The organism is Leifsonia sp. A12D58 (assembly GCF_047530025.1).
Classification (GTDB): domain Bacteria; phylum Actinomycetota; class Actinomycetes; order Actinomycetales; family Microbacteriaceae; genus Cryobacterium.
Genome location: NZ_JBLJAT010000001.1, coordinates 602,923 through 618,518, shown reverse-complemented (window position 1 = coordinate 618,518; position 15,596 = coordinate 602,923). Strand labels below are relative to the sequence as shown.

Below are 15,596 nucleotides of genomic sequence, written 5' to 3'. Positions count from 1 at the left end.
GAAGGCAGGCCGTACTGCTGGCCTGTGGAGAGATCGCGCACGATGGTGCCGCATTGCGGCATCATCGTGCGCATGCTCGTACGACTGAACCCTCGTATTCCCGTCGTCTGGCGTACACCAGACTCGCTGCAGGTCGGAATCGATGCCCCGATTGCCGTGTTCGATGCCACGACCCCCGGTATCGAGCGGCTGATAGCCGTGCTGCGTACCGGCGCCCCGCTGCCGATCATCGAATATGTGGCCGAGGCGAGCGGCGCGAGCGCGTTCCAGGTCGCTGAGCTGCTGCGCATCCTGCAGCCAGCGCTGCTGGCCGAGCCTGAAGCAAAACACCTGCAGTGGCGCGTTGTCGTCGACGGCACGGCGCCGACCGCGCAGCGCATCAGCGGGTTGCTCGGCGAACTCGGAATAGGGGTCAGCTCTCGCAGCGGGGTGGCGTCAACTGATGATCTCGCGGCCGATGCTGCCGATCTTGCGGTGGTCGTCGGCTACTACGCCCTGCCACCCGAGCGATACGGCAGGTGGCTGCGACGAGACATCCCGCACCTGCCTGTCGTCTTCAGCGACACCGAGATCCGGGTCGGCCCGCTCATCGAACCGGGAACGGGCCCCTGTCTGGGCTGCCTGGAGCTCAGCCATATCGACGCCGATGCTGCCTGGCCGGCCATCGCCATCCAGTTGCTCGCCGGACCCGAGATCGTCGAAGACGTCGGTCAGCAGATCGAGGTGTCAGCACTCGTCGCCGGCTGGGTGATCGACCGCCTAACGGCCGATCGACCCGGACCAGGAACCACTGCTGCAGTCATCGATTCAGCAACCGGTAGTGTCACACTCCGCGAGCACCGGCCACACGAGCATTGCGGATGCCGATCTCTGACAGAAAACGTGACCGCTCCCGAGGCGAGCGCTGTTGCGAGCCCGTCGACGCCCAGCTGAGCGTGAGTCGTTTGCGAGCGCGAGTGACGCCGACGTACAACAGGCGACGTTCCTCATCGATCTGCTCGAATGTGCTCGCATAGCTGATCGGTACCAGCCCTTCGGCAAGTCCGACCAGGAACACGGCATCCCACTCCAGGCCCTTGGCCGAGTGCATGCTTGCGAGGGTGACTGCGGCCACCGTCGGTTCGTGCTGACCGGCCTGGCGCTCCATCAGCTCGTCGGTGAACTGGCGGAATGTCGTGCCTGGCACCGCCTGATCAACAAGTCCCATGATCGCGTTCAGCGATTCCCAGCGGTCCCTGACTGCACCCCTGGCCTCGGGGGCAGTCTGGCTCCAGCCGAGCGAGCGCAACACATCGCTGACCGATTTGAACAGTGGCTCGCCGATGATCGATACCGACGCTGCACGCAGCGACATCACCGCCTGCTTGACCTCGGGCAGGTCAAAGAAACGCTTCGAGCCACGGATCTGGTAGCTCACGCCCACCTCGGTGAGTGCCGCCTCCAGCAGTGCAGACTGCACGTTCACCCGGAACAAGATGGCGATCTCTTCGGGCCTGGTACCGGATTCGATCAGTTCGAGGATGCTCTGCGCGACAGCACGCGCTTCGGCGATATCGGAGGCGAACTCGCGGATGATCGGATCCGGGCCTGGCTCTGAGACTGCAGCGTGCAGCGACAGGGCGCCGGGGCGACCCCGCATCAGCTGATTGGCCGTTGCCACGATCGCCGACGTCGAGCGGTAGTTCTGCTCGAGGCGCACGACGGTGGCATCTTCATAGCGCTTGGGGAAATCGAGCAGGTAGTCGCTGCGCGCCCCTGCGAACGAATAAATAGTCTGGCTGGCGTCACCGACGACGCACAGGTCACGACGATCCCCCAGCCAGAGCGACAACAGGTTGTACTGCAACGGCGAAACGTCCTGGAACTCGTCTACGACAAAGAAGCGGTACTGCTCGCGTACCTGCATGGCGACCGACGGCTCAGATTCGATCATGCCCGACATCGCAAGCAGCACGTCTTCGAAGTCGAGTTGCTTGCGCTCGTCCTTGAGTCGCTCGTAACCCAGCTGCAGTGCCGCAACCTGATCGATAGTGAGCCGACCCGGCAGGCTGCGTTTGGGCGAGGCCGTCACGTACTGGTCGACGCTGAGACCCGACACCTTGCGCCATTCGATCTCGGCGGCCAGGTCACGCAGTGTTGCTGTGTCGAGCTTCAGCCGCAGTTGCTCGGCAACATGCCCGAGCATCCGCGCCTTGCCATCGAGCACCCGAGGAGTCTGGCCTCCGACGACGTGCGGCCAGAAGTAGTTGAGCTGCGACAACGCGGCAGCGTGGAACGTGCGCGCAGCGACTCCCCCGGCACCGAGGTGCCGCAGCCGGCCGCGAAGTTCTGCAGCCGAGCGCGAGGTGAAGGTGAGGGCCATCACGCGGTTGGGAGCATATGCACCGGTGCGCACGCCGTATGCGATCCGGTGAGTGATGGCGCGGGTCTTGCCCGTCCCTGCGCCGGCGAGCATGCAGACAGGTCCGATCAACGCTTCTGCGGCAACGCGCTGTTGTTCGTCGAGTCCTGCAAGCAGCGAGTCGGTACTCTGCTGCATCATCGAGCTGCTCCGGTCGGCTCAAGCGGTTCGCCCAGCCAGTGTTCGATCATCGCCCTCGCAATGGAGGAGGCACCGGGCAGCATGATCACATCGCGCTCGCTCAGCAGCTCGGCACGGGAGAACCAGCGCAGGTCGAGGATCTCTTCGCCGTCAGGCAACAACGCCTGCGGATCCTGTCCATCGGCGACCCTGGCCGCGAACCCAACCATCAGGGACGCAGGGAATGGCCACGGTTGCGAGCCGAGATAGACGGGGTCGGTCACGCGCAGCCCTGATTCCTCGAACATCTCTCGGATGACCGCGGCTTCCAGCGACTCACCCGGTTCGGCGAATCCGGCAAGCAACGAGTACCGGTTGTGTTCCCACATGGCGTTCGAACCGAGCAGGATGCGGTCGGCGTCATCGGTAATGAGCACGATCACTGCAGGGTCGGTGCGCGGAAAAACCTGGCCGCCGTCGACCGGGCAGCGCCTGGTCCAGCCGGCATCTTCAACGACGGTGGCTGCACCACAGCGCGGACAGTGCGTGTGGGAGCGATGCCAGTTGGCCACGGCGAGTGCCTCGGCGAAAACGCCCGCATCACGGTCTGATGCGGTGGTTGCGATGTCGCGCAGGATCACCCAGCGTGATTCGTCGGGTTCAAGCGTATGAGCTGCGTCGTCGGAGAGGACGACCGAGACGAGGGATGTGCCGGCCGGCTCGGTAGCTGATTCGTCGAGGGAGAGACCGAGGTAAAGCAGGGTTCCGGGATCAACCTCGACGTCGCCGAGTGCAGCCGGTGCAAGCAATGCCAGTTTCGGGGCAGCCGCAGGGTCATCCGTCGGTGCGGTCTGCAGCAGTGCTCGGCCGCGAGACAGCACCAGAACGCGAGTGGCGGCATCCGCCCACAGCGCCTCGAGCAGTCCGGGCTGCGCGCGCCTGACATGATTCCGATCAACGGCGTGACGTGACAGCGGGAGTCTCGCCGTAAGACCGAACGACATGAAAACCTCTTCTTGCACTGATGACGCGCATTGCTGGTGACGATTATGGCCGCCGAAGTTCAGCCGGGGCGTGGCGAACAACCGTGACACGGCCAAGTCGACCTAACCTAGTAATCATGGCCAGATCCCATCTCACTCTAGCCGCGTTGGCCACATCCGCAGTGCCCGGACTCGACGTCGTCCAGGCCCGCAAGCACAGCCAGGGCGCACACGGTTTGTTCGACTCAGCGTTGATCATCGGCAGCGACGGCAAGCAATTGATCATTCGCGTTCCGGTGTCACAGTCTGCAGAGACCGAGCAGTCAGCCGACCTCGTGGCGCTGCGCGCGCTCACCGTCGGCAACCGCAGCAGGCTGCCGTTCGACGTGCCCGAATTCGTGGGCCAGGCTCCGGCCGGCAACACGCGCGCCGTCGTCTACGAGCTTCTCACCGGCGATTCCTTCGACGCGGATGCCCTGACAGGCCACGTCGGGGTGTCGGGCTCGATCGGTCGTGCCATCGCCGCCATCCATTCTCTTCCCACCTCATTCGTCGCCGAGGCCGGCATCGCTCAACACAGCGCCCAGGACTGCCGCACGTCGACCATCGACTTGATCGATCGGGCCGCAGCGACCGGACACCTGCCCGCGGCGCTTCTGCGTCGCTGGGAACTGGCCACCGATGACGACGCTCTCTGGCAGTTCCAGCCCACCGTCATTCACGGCTCACTGACGGCCGATTCACTGCTCATCTCCGATGACGCCGTCTCCGGTGTACTCGGTTGGTCTGAGCTCGCCGTCGGCGACCCCGCCCAGGACCTGACGTGGTTGTTGGCCGCACGCGGCGAGGCATCCGAAACCGCACTGGCCGCATACAACCAGGCCAGGCAGGGCAGCGACCACCGCATTGCGCAGCGCGCGATGCTGTACGCCGAACTCGAACTCGCCCGCTGGTTGTTGCATGGAACAGACACCAAGGACCAGACAATCATCGATGACGCCATCGATATGCTCGACGGTCTGGTCGACACCGTGCACAGCCACACCACGCATCCGCTGAATCCGACCACGGGTCCGGCACTCGAGGTGTCAGACATCGAGGCGATACTCGCTCAGACCCCGCGCACTGCAGTGACTCACGAGCCGAAAGGTTCGATGCACACCGATTCGTATGAGGTCTCGGATGTCGACGACTCACGTTTCATCCCGTCTGATTTCTCTGACTCGGAATTCGCGCCACGTGATCCGGCCGAAACGGCCGCTTACACCGATGCCGATTTGAGGGATGCGCTCGGCGATGCCGGTGCCGGTGCTGGTGCTGGTGCAGACACCGCAGCGCGCACAGACGACCAGGCTTCACGAAGGTCGTCCTCGGAATAAAGGCGTTCGGGGGCAATGATCGTGTCGTCGGCGACGAAGTAGAACACGGCGTCGACGAGTTCGGGATCGATACCCTTCCAGCGCGCGTACGCGAGCCGGTAGAGCGCGAGCTGGGTCTGCTTGAGCTCAAGGTCTGCCGCGTTCTTCGGGGCTTTTCCGGTCTTCCAGTCGACAACCTGGTAGCCGGTTGCTGTGCGGTACACGGCATCGAGCTTGCAGATGAAGACCTGACCGGCCATCACGTGATGAATCTCGATCTCTACCTCTTCTGGCTTCAGATCTGCCCACTGCGAGCGTTCGAACGTCGCCTTGAACTCTTCGAAGCGCGCGGCTTCGGCAAGGTCGCCTGAAACCCGCATGCTGTCAGCAGCCTCGTCCTCGGCTGAATCGATATCGGCTGAATCAACATCGATGTCCCAACCGAACATTCCAGCATCGATGAGGTCGCTTGCAAAGCTGTCGCCTGACCGCTGCTCAACCCAACTGTGGAAGAGCGTGCCGAGGCGCGTCGCCCTGTATGGCTTCTGCGGCATCGGGCGGCGGAGGGCTGCCGCGACCGCGGATGGATTGTCGACGTAGTCCTTGAAGCGGGATGCGGGGATGCGGGTGGGCAACACTGTCAGCCCGACGTCGCTCTGTCGTGCTGCCCGCTCGCGCAGCAGCAGGGTGACATCATCTGACCACGGAGAGCCGGCATCCGACGCAGGCTCATCGCCCGATGTCTCACGGCCCGATGTCTCACGGCCCTGATCCGCCACGTCCACCGCTGCTTCGGCATCCGCTGAATCCGCTGAATCCGCGGCAGCCCACACTAGGGCTGCCGCAGCTTCGACAACGGGACGCCTGCTGCCGAGTGGATCGAATGGCCACAGTTCGCTGCCATCGCCGGCCATCTCTGGCTTCTCGTCGAGTGTGCTCTGCTGCTGCAGTTCGGCTATCAGACCGGCCTCTGCGAGCTCAACCAGGTAGCGGCTGGGCTTGCGCGGCAGCTTACCGTTGGCCCAGAACGAGGCGGTCAGCAACAGTTCGTCCTGCGAGCGTGTTGTCGCAACATAGATGAGTCGGCGTTCTTCGGCATCGTGCCTGGCACCGATCTCGGCCTTGTATGTGGCGAACTCCTCGTCGAACTCCTTCTGGGTATCGTGACCTGCCCACCGCAGCTGCGGCAATTCGTCTCTGTCACCTCGGCAGGGGTACGGCAGCTCTCCGAAGCGCAGCCAACCGGCGCCCTCCTTCGCCTTCGCTGGCAGGGAGTTCTCGGCCAGCGATGGAATCGCCACGAAATCCCATTCGAGACCTTTCGATCCGTGGATGGTGAGCAACTGCACAGTGCCGGCTTCGGCGGGTTCGGTGCGCGGGCCGAGGTCGTCCTGGCGTTCGGCCCGCTTCAACCAGCGCAGGAAACTACCGAGAGTGCCCTGCTCGTCGCTGTCGAGGAACGCTGAAATCGCATCGTGGAACGCATAGAGGTTGGCCAGGCCGAGGCTGCGGGTTTCGTTGGCGACCAGCTCGATGTCGAGCAGCAACTCCTGTTCGATCAGGCGCACGAAGTCGAGCAGTGGCAGCCCAGCCCTGGAGCGGAACCAGGCAAGCTGCCGCCCGGCCTCCCGTAGTCGAGCAAGGCCCTCGTCGCTGAAGCCCTCGAGCCATCGATGGCCCGCCGGCGCTGTCGCGACGAAATCGAGGGCGTCGACCAGCGAACTTGTTTCGTCGCCGGCGACCGATGCCCGCAGTTTTTCCTTGAGCTCTGCGCTGACCGCACGCTGCGCCCAGTCGTGTGTTGCCAGCTCCCTGGCCACATCGGAGAGCGCATGCAGATCGCGGGGTCCGATCCGCCAGCGGCCACCGGTCAGCAGCCTGATCAACTCAGAGCCGGCGGCCGGGTCGTGGACGGCCCGCAGCACGCTGACGATGTCCGAGATTTCGGGCGTTGACAGCAGTCCGCCGAGTCCGAGCACGTGCGCCTTGACGCCGTGTTCACGCAGGACTTCTGCGAAGAATTCCATGTCACGCCTGGCACGGAACAGCATTGCCGCAGTCTTGTCGGTGTCGGCGGGCAACCGCTCGGCGAACCAGCGGGCGATAGCGGATGCCTCGTCACTGATCGTCTCGAACATACCGCCGGAGACGTACCCCTGCGCCTTACCTGCAGGCACCTTGAGGGTATCGACTTGGATGCCGTTCGGCTTGGCTCGCAGCGATTCGCTGAGCGGGGCGACTAACTCGTTGGCCACTCCGAGTACTGCTACCGGGTTGCGCCAGGTATACGACAGCGACATTGCAGGAGCGTCGGCGTTGGACTTGCCGGCGAAGTCGCGGGAGAAGCCAAGGAGGTTGGCCGAGCTGGCTCCACGCCAGCCGTAGATCGATTGGTGAGGGTCACCAACGGCCATCACCGAGTGGTGGGCGAACAGCGTGCTCAGTAGCTCGGTCTGCAGCACCGACGTGTCTTGGTATTCGTCCAGCAGCACGATCTTGTACTGCTCGCGGGCCCGCTCGACGATCGTCGGCACCTTCTGCGCGAGCTGCAGTGCGAGGGCGACCTGGTCCGAGAACTCGATCAGGCCAAGGCGCCGCTTCTCTTGCTGATAGTGATCGGCCAACTCGGCAAGTACGGGCAATGGTTGCACTGCTGCGAGCGCATCAACGACCGAGTCGTACGGTTTGCTCTTGCGTGCCGAACCGTACGGCAGATCGGCGAGGTAACCGAAACCGGCGGCGAGGGCTTCGAGGTCGTGCGACGGGACAGTATCGCTCAGTCGAGCTGGTGGCGGGTTCTCCGCGAGCATCCGGCTGAGCTGCAGCACGGCATCCGTCACCTCATCGAGCTTCTTGCCGTGGGAGACCAGTCGATCGTCACCGTGGTCGATGACGACGCGGCGGGCAAGCAGCCATGCAGACGTCTCGGTGAGCAGAGCCGATTCGGGCTCGCGACCGAGCAGCAGTGCGTTATCGCTGAAGAGCCGACTGGCGAACGAGTTATAGGTAGAGACAGTTGGCGTGTTGAAGAGGTCAGAGACGGGCTCGGACTCGGTGATCGTGCTGGCAGCAGGCAGGAGCTTGGCTTCGTCGAGTTCGCCGATCCGCTTGTTGATGCGGGCGCCGAGTTCTCCGGCCGCCTTTCGCGTGAACGTCAGGCCGAGAATTTGGTCTGGCCGCGCATGTCCGTTGGCGAGCAGCCACAGCACCCGGTTGGCCATCGTTTCAGTCTTGCCACTGCCGGCTCCGGCAACGACAAGCGTCGGGGCCAGTGGGGCCTCGATCACTGCCTGCTGCTCAGAGGTGGGGCTCGGCATTTCAAGTGCTTCGGCAATGGTGAGTGCTGAAATCGAGCTCATGAACTGACCTGCTTCACGACGTGGAGGCGGCACGATCCGAATGACCACGGATCGAGGCAATGGTTGGCGATTTCGGCGAGGAACACGGCGTCTCCCATCCCCACGGCGTCATCGAGGACGCGCTGCCTGAAGGCGGCCAGTTCGTCAGGAGTGAACGCCTTCTGAGTGGGATTGCGGTAGTTCTGCTTCACTGTGCCAGACGACACGATGGCGAGCCTGGCCCCGGCGAGCTCTGATCCCTCTGGCACTCCAGCGATCTGACCGTCGCGGAACGCGAGTTGGTATGCACCGAGCTGCGGATGATCGATGACACCCGCATCGTTGATCGGATCGCCCTTGCCCGTCTTCAGGTCGACGATGAGCGCTGTGCCATCGGCCTGCTGCTCGACCCTGTCGACCGTCCCGGACAGGATCGCCCCACCCACATCGAAGGCGAATCGCCCTTCGGCACTCAGCAGGGTTGATCCGTCGCGCGTGAAGTCACCGAGGTATGACGCGAGCCTGTCTGTCAGCCTCCGCGCCTCTTTCTTCTGCACCTCTGACTGCCAGGGTGCATCGAAGGCGAGTTCGCCCCAGCGTGATTCGACGCTCTGCCACAACGCCTCAGAGCTGAACACCGCCCCGCTGGGTGCGTCGGGTGCAGACATTGCCGCGAGGCTCGCCTCTTCCATCACCGAGTGGATGATCGTGCCGAGGTTGGCCGCTGTATTGCTGGTGCCGCCTCCGATCTGATCGATCAGCCAGTGCAGAGGGCAGGTCTCGAACGACTTCATCTTCGACGGGGATACCCGAACCGGACCGTCGCCGGCCTCCAGATCGTTCAGCGGTCGGAGCGTGCTCTGCGCGCTCATGCCGTACCAGGCTGACGGATCGGCACCGACGACGTCTTCGTGAGCGAGCCTCGCCAGCGTGGCTGCGGCATCCATCGCCCGCGTCGGATACACGGTCGCCTGCGTACCGATCGACGGCCGGAGCGCACCGGTAAGGTCGCGTCTGAGCCGACCAACCATGCCCCGCAGGGACATCGGATAGCGGCTGACCTGGCTGGGGTCGGGTTCTGGCAGCATCCGGAAGAACGCTGACGGCTGACTGTCTTCGTCTTTGACTGCCGTGACGAGCACCTCATGTCGTGACCGCGAGAGCGCCTGAGCGAACATGCGGAGTTCGTCATGCAGCACCTGGGCGCGGGCATCAACATCAACCTCGTCGCGCAGCACGGCCGCGAGGTCGCCTGCGCCGAGCAGGGAGCCTCTGATCCGGAGGTCTGGCCAGACGTTGTCTTGCACGCCGGCGACGACGACCACCTGAAAGTCGGTGCCGATCGTGCCGGGTGGGGTCGAGACCATCACGGCATCAGAGAGCGCACGGGGCGCCAGGGTGTCTTCAGGAACATCGGTGTCGACGAGATGCTCGAGGAACAACACAGGGGGCATACCTGGGGTGCGTTCGACGAATCTCTGGGCTGAGGAGAACAGTGCGACGACGGCATCGAGGTTGTGATTCGCTTCTTCTGCGACGATGCCGGTGCCCTGGGATTGTTCAAACCAGACATCGGCCAGGCCGCTGCGGGTCCAGAGCCCCCAGAGGAGTTCTTCGATCGTGGCACCGGCAGCCTGGTCTGCTGCTGCCTCGCGCAGGCTCGCCCCGAATGCTGCAGCTTTGCGGGCGACCCTGGTGTCGATTGTGGCGAGGGACCCCGGAATCATCAGGGCTTCGACGAGGAGGTCTTCTGCACTCCGGTCGCCGTCGGCATCCAATTCTTCTTGCCGAAGAGCTGCCCGCAATCGCCGGAGAGCGATCGGGTCGAGGCCGGCGAGCGGGCCTGACAGGAGTTCGACCGCCGTCGGACCGTCGAGGCGTCGCCTGCCGAAGGTCACGTCGAGCGCGGTGATGAATGCTCGCACCGCGAACTCGTCGCGCAGTGCTGTTGTTGCCGATGACACGCTTGTCGGCACTTCGAGGGCAGCGAGCCCTTTGGACAGCGACGGCACCAGTGAGCCACTGCGCACGATCACGGCCATTTCGCCCCACGGCACGCGATCGATCACGTGGCGTTCGCGCAGCCTCCTGGCGATAACGGCGAGCTGTTCGGCCGGACTAGCCGCGATCACCGTCTCGACGATGCTGCTCTCTGTATTTGTGTCGGCGTCTTCGTCGCCAGCGGCGCCGACCACGGAAAGCTGAGCCTTGCGCTGGGTGCCTGCACCGGCGGTGCCGATCCGGCTGCTCGCCTCGATGACAGCTGAGCGCACCGCTCCACCATGTCGGTATACGGTGTCGAGCACAAATGTCTGAACCGGCCCGGTACCGAGGTAGGAGCCGAGCCGCCCGAGTGAATCAGGGTGCGCGCCCCTGAACGACCCCGTGCTCAGGTCGGGGTCACCGAGAGCGATGATCGCCACTCCCCTGGCCGCGAACTGTGCGAGCAGGGTGAGTGTGGCCTGGGTGGCCTCCTGGGCATCGTCGAGGAGGATCAGCCTGACGCCGGCGAGGGGTCCGAGGGCGTCTGCTGACCCTGTCCGTGGAGCAGCCTGCACCAGGGCTGCCGCGTACTGGGCCAGCTCAGTCGAATCGTATTGATTGGGCCTGGCGAGATCTTTTACCTCTTCATAGCCCGCGATGAATTCGGCGGCAGCGACCCATTCCTGGCGTTTGTGCGTTCGGCCGAGTGCGGCTAGGGCCGGAGGCGTCACCCCATACTCAACCGCGCGCATCATCAGATCGCGAAGTTCGGTGCGGAAGCCGCGCAGGCTGCGTACGTCTGGGCCGAGCTGACTTGGCCAGGTCGGGCCCGTTGCATCGTCGATGTCGCCTTGGAGCAGTTCGGCGATGATCTGGTCTTGCTCGCCACCGGTCAGCAGCGTCGGGGCGCCGTCGCCTGCCGCTGTTGCAGCGTTGCGCACGATCTGGAATGCGACCGAGTTGGGCGTGCGCGCAAGCGGCCCATTGGTGGGCACGCCCAGCCGCAAGGCGATGGTGTCGCGCAGGCTGGTTGCTCCGGTGCGGGTCGGCACAAGGGCGAGTATGTCGCTCGGGGAATATCCGCGGTTGAGTACGCGATCGGCGATGATCTCGAGCATGGTGAGCGTCTTGCCTGTTCCGGCGGCGCCGATCACCGCAGCAGACTCGCCGTCGGCCAAGCCGAGAATCGCGCTCTGCGAAGGATCAAGGGGGGTCGCTGGTGCTGCTTCTGCGCTGGTGGCGATTACCGGGTTGATCACAATTCAACGCTAGCGGGTTGCGCCGACAGTGAACTGTGTCAGACGGCTCCGCCGATCTGTCGTAATCTGGGCGGGTAGTCAACGAAAGGCGCATCTGGTGGATATCCGCATTGGCATCTTCAACTCTCCCCGTGAGATCGGTTTCGAGACGTCGCGACCTGCGACTGAAATCGAAGAGACGGTTGCCGCCGCTCTCGCCGGCAAGACCGGCTACCTCAAGCTCTCAGACGACAAGGGCAAGGTCTACATCATTCCGACTGCAGGCCTGGCCTACGTCGAGGTAGGCAGCGAATCGTCCCGTCGCATCGGATTTGTCGCCTAACTTCGATGGAAATCCTCTTCGTCGCCCTCGGTGGCGCCATCCTGGGGCTCGTCGCGCGTTACGCAATGCCCAGACGCCGTACACACGGCGTTCTGCTGATCCCTGCGATCGGCACGGCTGTGGCATCCGTCGTCTGGGTCATCCTGACCTGGTTCGGCTGGGCCTGGGATGGCGGCTGGATCTGGTGGGTTTCCCTCGGTCTTGCTGGCATCGTCTCATTCGGCGTCGACTTCCTGCTGTCGAAGAAACGCGAAGAAAGCGATGAGGCAATGCTGCACACCCTGATCAAAACGGGCGTGCAGAGCAAGGCCTAGCGCTCGTCGTGAGCTGAGCGCCGTTACAACATCGAGCGCTGGATGGATGTCAGGCCGTGAGGCCGATGGCATCCATCCTTCTCGTGTGCGCAGAGATCATTTCGGTGAACACCGGTTCAATTAGTGATTCGTCCTGACTGAAGTCACCTGACACATGCATTGCTGAACGCGCGATCAACAGGGTGTCACCGACAAGTCGACGGCCCCACATCGCCAACCGTGAGCCGAGCTTCGGATCCGCAGCTATGCCTGCGGTGATCTCTCGAACCAGGACGTCGGTTGCGTCATCGGTTTTGAGGATGCGCTCGACCCTGGTTCCGAGGTCGCCAGGCAATCCTGCAGACAGACTCGTGAAGAAGTCTTCGAGCAGGCCTGTAGTGAGGTAGCAGCTGACCAGCAGCTCGTACCAGTCTGCCCCGCGGGTGATCCTGCGGTACTCGTCGAGGCGTTCGGCGAAAACGGCCATGGCGTCAGCGGGTTCGCCGCCCTTGCGGCGAATTTCTGCGCCGAGCGCGTGGTGTTTGGCCAGTGCAACGCCTGCGACAAGACTGAGGTCTTCCTTGGCGAGCAGGCTGGGTGCCTCTGACACGGCCTGGGCCAGTGTCAGGAATACGCCGAGCTCGAAATAGGCTGCCTGACCGAGCGCCGCGAGCGGCTCAGGAGTCAACTCGGCAATATCGACCTTCGTGGTCGACGTCGAGCTCCCCCTGGGCTTCAACCGCGGGGTCTCACTACCACTCTTACGTCCACCGAACCACGAGATCACCTGATCAGCTTAGGACACAGCACCGGGCGCGCCGGGCGGCTCAGGGCTCTCCAAGGCGCCATCCGGTAGAATGGGGGAAAGTTACCGGCGATGGATCGGTGGCATTGCGCCTGAGAGCAGATGACAGGCGCATCTCTCTTCTACGCATTGACAGGCATACATTCGTGACTTTCTCCGAACTTAAAATTGACCAGGACATGGTCGACGCACTCGCCGAAAAAGGCATTGTCGAACCATTCCCCATCCAGACACAGACGATTCCGCTGGCACTCGCCGGCCAGGACATCATCGGCCAGGCCAAGACAGGAACAGGCAAGACCTTCGGGTTCGGCCTTCCCCTCATCCAGCGCCTCGGTCTGAACCCCGAGCCTGGCGTGCAGGCACTCGTCGTTGTTCCGACCCGCGAGTTGTGCGTCCAGGTGAGCGAAGACCTCGAGCTCGCCACCAAGAACCGCGACACCAAGATCGTGTCGATCTACGGCGGCAAGGCATACGAAGGCCAGATCGAACAGCTGAAGGCTGGCGCGCAGATCGTCGTCGGCACGCCTGGTCGTCTGCTTGACCTCGCCAGCCAGCGACTGCTCAACCTCAAGAACGTGCGCGAAATGGTGCTCGACGAGGCAGACAAGATGCTCGACCTCGGCTTCCTCGCCGACATCGAGAAGCTGTTCGCGCAGACGCCGGCCACCCGCCACACCATGCTCTTCTCCGCGACGATGCCCGGCCCGATCGTGGCACTCGCGCGTCGCTTCATGACCAAGCCCATCCACATCCGTGCGACCGACCCCGATGAGGGCCTGACGCAGGCCAACATCGAGCACCTCGTCTACCGTGCACACAACATGGACAAAGACGAAGTAATCGGTCGCATCCTGATGGCAGAAGGTCGCGGCAAGACAGTGATCTTCACCCGCACCAAGCGCGCTGCAGCCAAGCTTGTCGAAGAACTCGGCGACCGCGGCTTCAACGCGACAGCAGTGCACGGCGACCTCAACCAGGATCAGCGCGAACGCGCGATGGCGGCATTCAAGGCCGGCAAGAAAGACATCCTGATCGCAACGGATGTCGCAGCACGCGGCATCGACGTCGACGACGTCACCCACGTGATCAACCACACCATCCCTGAAGACGACAAGGCGTACCTGCACCGCGTCGGCCGTACCGGCCGTGCGGGCAAGACTGGCATCGCCGTCACGTTCGTCGACTGGGACGACCTGCACAAGTGGGCCCTGATCAACCGCGCACTCGAATTCGGCCAGCCCGAACCCACCGAGACGTACTCGTCGTCGCCGCACCTCTTCACCGACCTCAACATTCCGGCCGGTTCAAAGGGACGCCTGCGCGCAACTCCGATTAAGGAGACCGCACCGACGACTGGCGGCCGCTCCGGTGCCGGCGCTGGCACTGGCCGCTCGGGATCATCCCGTTCTGGTTCAGGCTCAGGCTCCAGCTCAGGCGGCTCGCGCTCGGGTTCATCACGTTCAGGCGGCGGCTCACGCTCCGGCTCGAACGGCGCCCAGGCGCAGGCAGGATCAACCCCGATCTCAAGTGAGAGCATTGGCGAAGGCGCTGCCCAGCGCAGCGGCCAGCGCACCCGCACACGCAGCCGCACCCGCGTGAGCCAGACCACCAACCCTGAGGCCCCTGTGGCCACCTCTGCTGCCGGCACCCACGATGGCGGCGGAGTCGAGCACCACGACGGCAACAGCGCACCTCGTCGTCGCAGCCGTTCACGTCGTTCGCCACAGGCGACCGGCGACACCCAGGCTTCATAGCCCGGCGCAGAAACCAGCACTCAGCACTCAGCCTGAATACCTAACCGTAAACCGGCTCGGCGCCCGTAGCTTGTTCGATGATCTTTTCGAGCACGTCGGGCGCCGTTGTGTTTTCGCCGAGCCGATTCGGCTTGCCGTCGCCGTGGTAGTCGCTGGAGCCAGTGATCTCGAGCCCGAGCTTTGCGGCAAGTTCGCGCAGCCTGGCAACAGACTCCGGCTTGTTCTCCCGGTGATCGAGCTCCAGGCCGAACAGGCCGGCGTCGACGAGCTTGGCCAGCCGTTCTTCCGGAACCACTTCTGAGACGCTCCGAGTTGCCGGGTGCGCCAGTACGGGCACTCCCCCGGCTGCCCGCACCATTTTCACCGCGGTGAGCGGATCCGGTGCGTAGTGCGGCTGGTAATAGCCAGCCTTCCAATGCAGGATGCCGGCAAACGCCTCACTCCGGGTAAGCGCATGACCACGAGCCACGAGCGCATCCGCGATATGCGGTCGCCCGATCGTGCCGCCATCCGTCGATTGTGCAAGCACGTCATCCCAGCTCAGGGCGTAATCTTCACCGATGCGATTGACCATCTGCTCTGCACGCACCAGGCGGGCCTGACGGATCCTGGCGGTTTCGGCAACGAGCGTCGCGTTGGTCGGGTCGAAGAGGTAGGCGAGCAGGTGCACGCTGGCAAACGAGATGCGCGTGCTGAACTCCATGCCGGGTATCAGCGTCAGACCGGTACCGAGTGTCGCCTGGGTGGCTTCAGCCCATCCCGCGGTCGAATCGTGATCGGTGAGTGCCACCGTACCGAGCCCGGCGACGCGGGCAGCCCTGATCAACTGTGCCGGAGACTCTGTGCCATCGGAGACACTCGAGTGCGTGTGCAAGTCGATGGGAGCTTTGAAACGACGTGCAGCTGCCATTCCCCCATGGTAGTTGGCAACTCGCGCGAACCAGTCAATCTCCAGCCTCGCCGCATAATCTTGGTCT

The 15,596-nt window shown here is 63.9% G+C and carries 11 protein-coding genes; 5 read left to right on the top strand and 6 right to left on the bottom strand.

The window, feature by feature from the left end:
• Positions 1–72 precede the first annotated feature (72 nt).
• Entirely contained in the window at positions 73–933 is an 861-nt protein-coding gene (locus ACMT3I_RS02955) for a hypothetical protein (protein ID WP_414802943.1), read from the top strand.
• Here the strand turns inward: ACMT3I_RS02955 and ACMT3I_RS02950 are convergent.
• Together ACMT3I_RS02950 and nudC are read right to left on the bottom strand one after the other, a co-directional pair.
• The gene (locus tag ACMT3I_RS02950; RefSeq protein WP_414803522.1) at positions 824–2,539 is read right to left on the bottom strand and encodes an ATP-dependent helicase; all 1,716 of its coding nucleotides are present in this window, start codon (positions 2,537–2,539) and stop codon (positions 824–826) included. The genes ACMT3I_RS02955 and ACMT3I_RS02950 overlap by 110 nt on opposite strands.
• Positions 2,539–3,525 (bottom strand): NAD(+) diphosphatase, encoded by a 987-nt coding sequence (nudC, locus tag ACMT3I_RS02945; RefSeq protein ID WP_414802942.1) that lies wholly within the window; start codon positions 3,523–3,525, stop codon positions 2,539–2,541. Before nudC ends, ACMT3I_RS02950 begins: the two co-directional genes overlap by 1 nt.
• 116 nt (positions 3,526–3,641) lie before the next feature.
• Between nudC and ACMT3I_RS02940 the strand changes: the two genes are divergently transcribed.
• On the top strand, positions 3,642–4,883 hold the full coding sequence (locus tag ACMT3I_RS02940; protein WP_414802941.1) for a phosphotransferase: 1,242 nt from the start codon (positions 3,642–3,644) through the stop codon (positions 4,881–4,883).
• Here the strand turns inward: ACMT3I_RS02940 and ACMT3I_RS02935 are convergent.
• Together ACMT3I_RS02935 and ACMT3I_RS02930 are read right to left on the bottom strand one after the other, a co-directional pair.
• Complete coding sequence (locus tag ACMT3I_RS02935) at positions 4,766–8,221, bottom strand: UvrD-helicase domain-containing protein (protein WP_414802940.1); 3,456 nt, start codon at positions 8,219–8,221, stop codon at positions 4,766–4,768. The genes ACMT3I_RS02940 and ACMT3I_RS02935 overlap by 118 nt on opposite strands.
• On the bottom strand, positions 8,218–11,442 hold the full coding sequence (locus tag ACMT3I_RS02930) for an ATP-dependent helicase (RefSeq protein ID WP_414802939.1): 3,225 nt from the start codon (positions 11,440–11,442) through the stop codon (positions 8,218–8,220). Before ACMT3I_RS02930 ends, ACMT3I_RS02935 begins: the two co-directional genes overlap by 4 nt.
• A gap of 97 nt (positions 11,443–11,539) precedes the next feature.
• On the opposite strand from ACMT3I_RS02930, the gene ACMT3I_RS02925 reads away from it, so the two are divergent.
• Positions 11,540–11,764: a DUF3107 domain-containing protein gene (locus tag ACMT3I_RS02925; protein ID WP_414802938.1), complete on the top strand. Its 225-nt coding sequence runs from the start codon at positions 11,540–11,542 to the stop codon at positions 11,762–11,764.
• 5 nt (positions 11,765–11,769) lie between these two features.
• Positions 11,770–12,078, top strand: coding sequence for a hypothetical protein (locus ACMT3I_RS02920; protein ID WP_414802937.1), 309 nt, complete (start codon positions 11,770–11,772; stop codon positions 12,076–12,078).
• Between the two features lie 49 nt (positions 12,079–12,127).
• Here the strand turns inward: ACMT3I_RS02920 and ACMT3I_RS02915 are convergent, their stop codons facing one another.
• Positions 12,128–12,844, bottom strand: coding sequence for a ferritin-like fold-containing protein (locus ACMT3I_RS02915; protein WP_414802936.1), 717 nt, complete (start codon positions 12,842–12,844; stop codon positions 12,128–12,130).
• 197 nt (positions 12,845–13,041) lie between these two features.
• On the opposite strand from ACMT3I_RS02915, the gene ACMT3I_RS02910 reads away from it, so the two are divergent.
• Positions 13,042–14,619, top strand: coding sequence for a DEAD/DEAH box helicase (locus ACMT3I_RS02910; protein ID WP_414802935.1), 1,578 nt, complete (start codon positions 13,042–13,044; stop codon positions 14,617–14,619).
• Between the two features lie 40 nt (positions 14,620–14,659).
• On the opposite strand, the gene ACMT3I_RS02905 is transcribed toward ACMT3I_RS02910, so the two are convergent.
• Positions 14,660–15,529, bottom strand: a complete 870-nt coding sequence (locus ACMT3I_RS02905; RefSeq protein ID WP_414802934.1) for a PHP domain-containing protein — start codon at positions 15,527–15,529, stop codon at positions 14,660–14,662.
• Between the last annotated feature and the right edge of the window lie 67 nt (positions 15,530–15,596).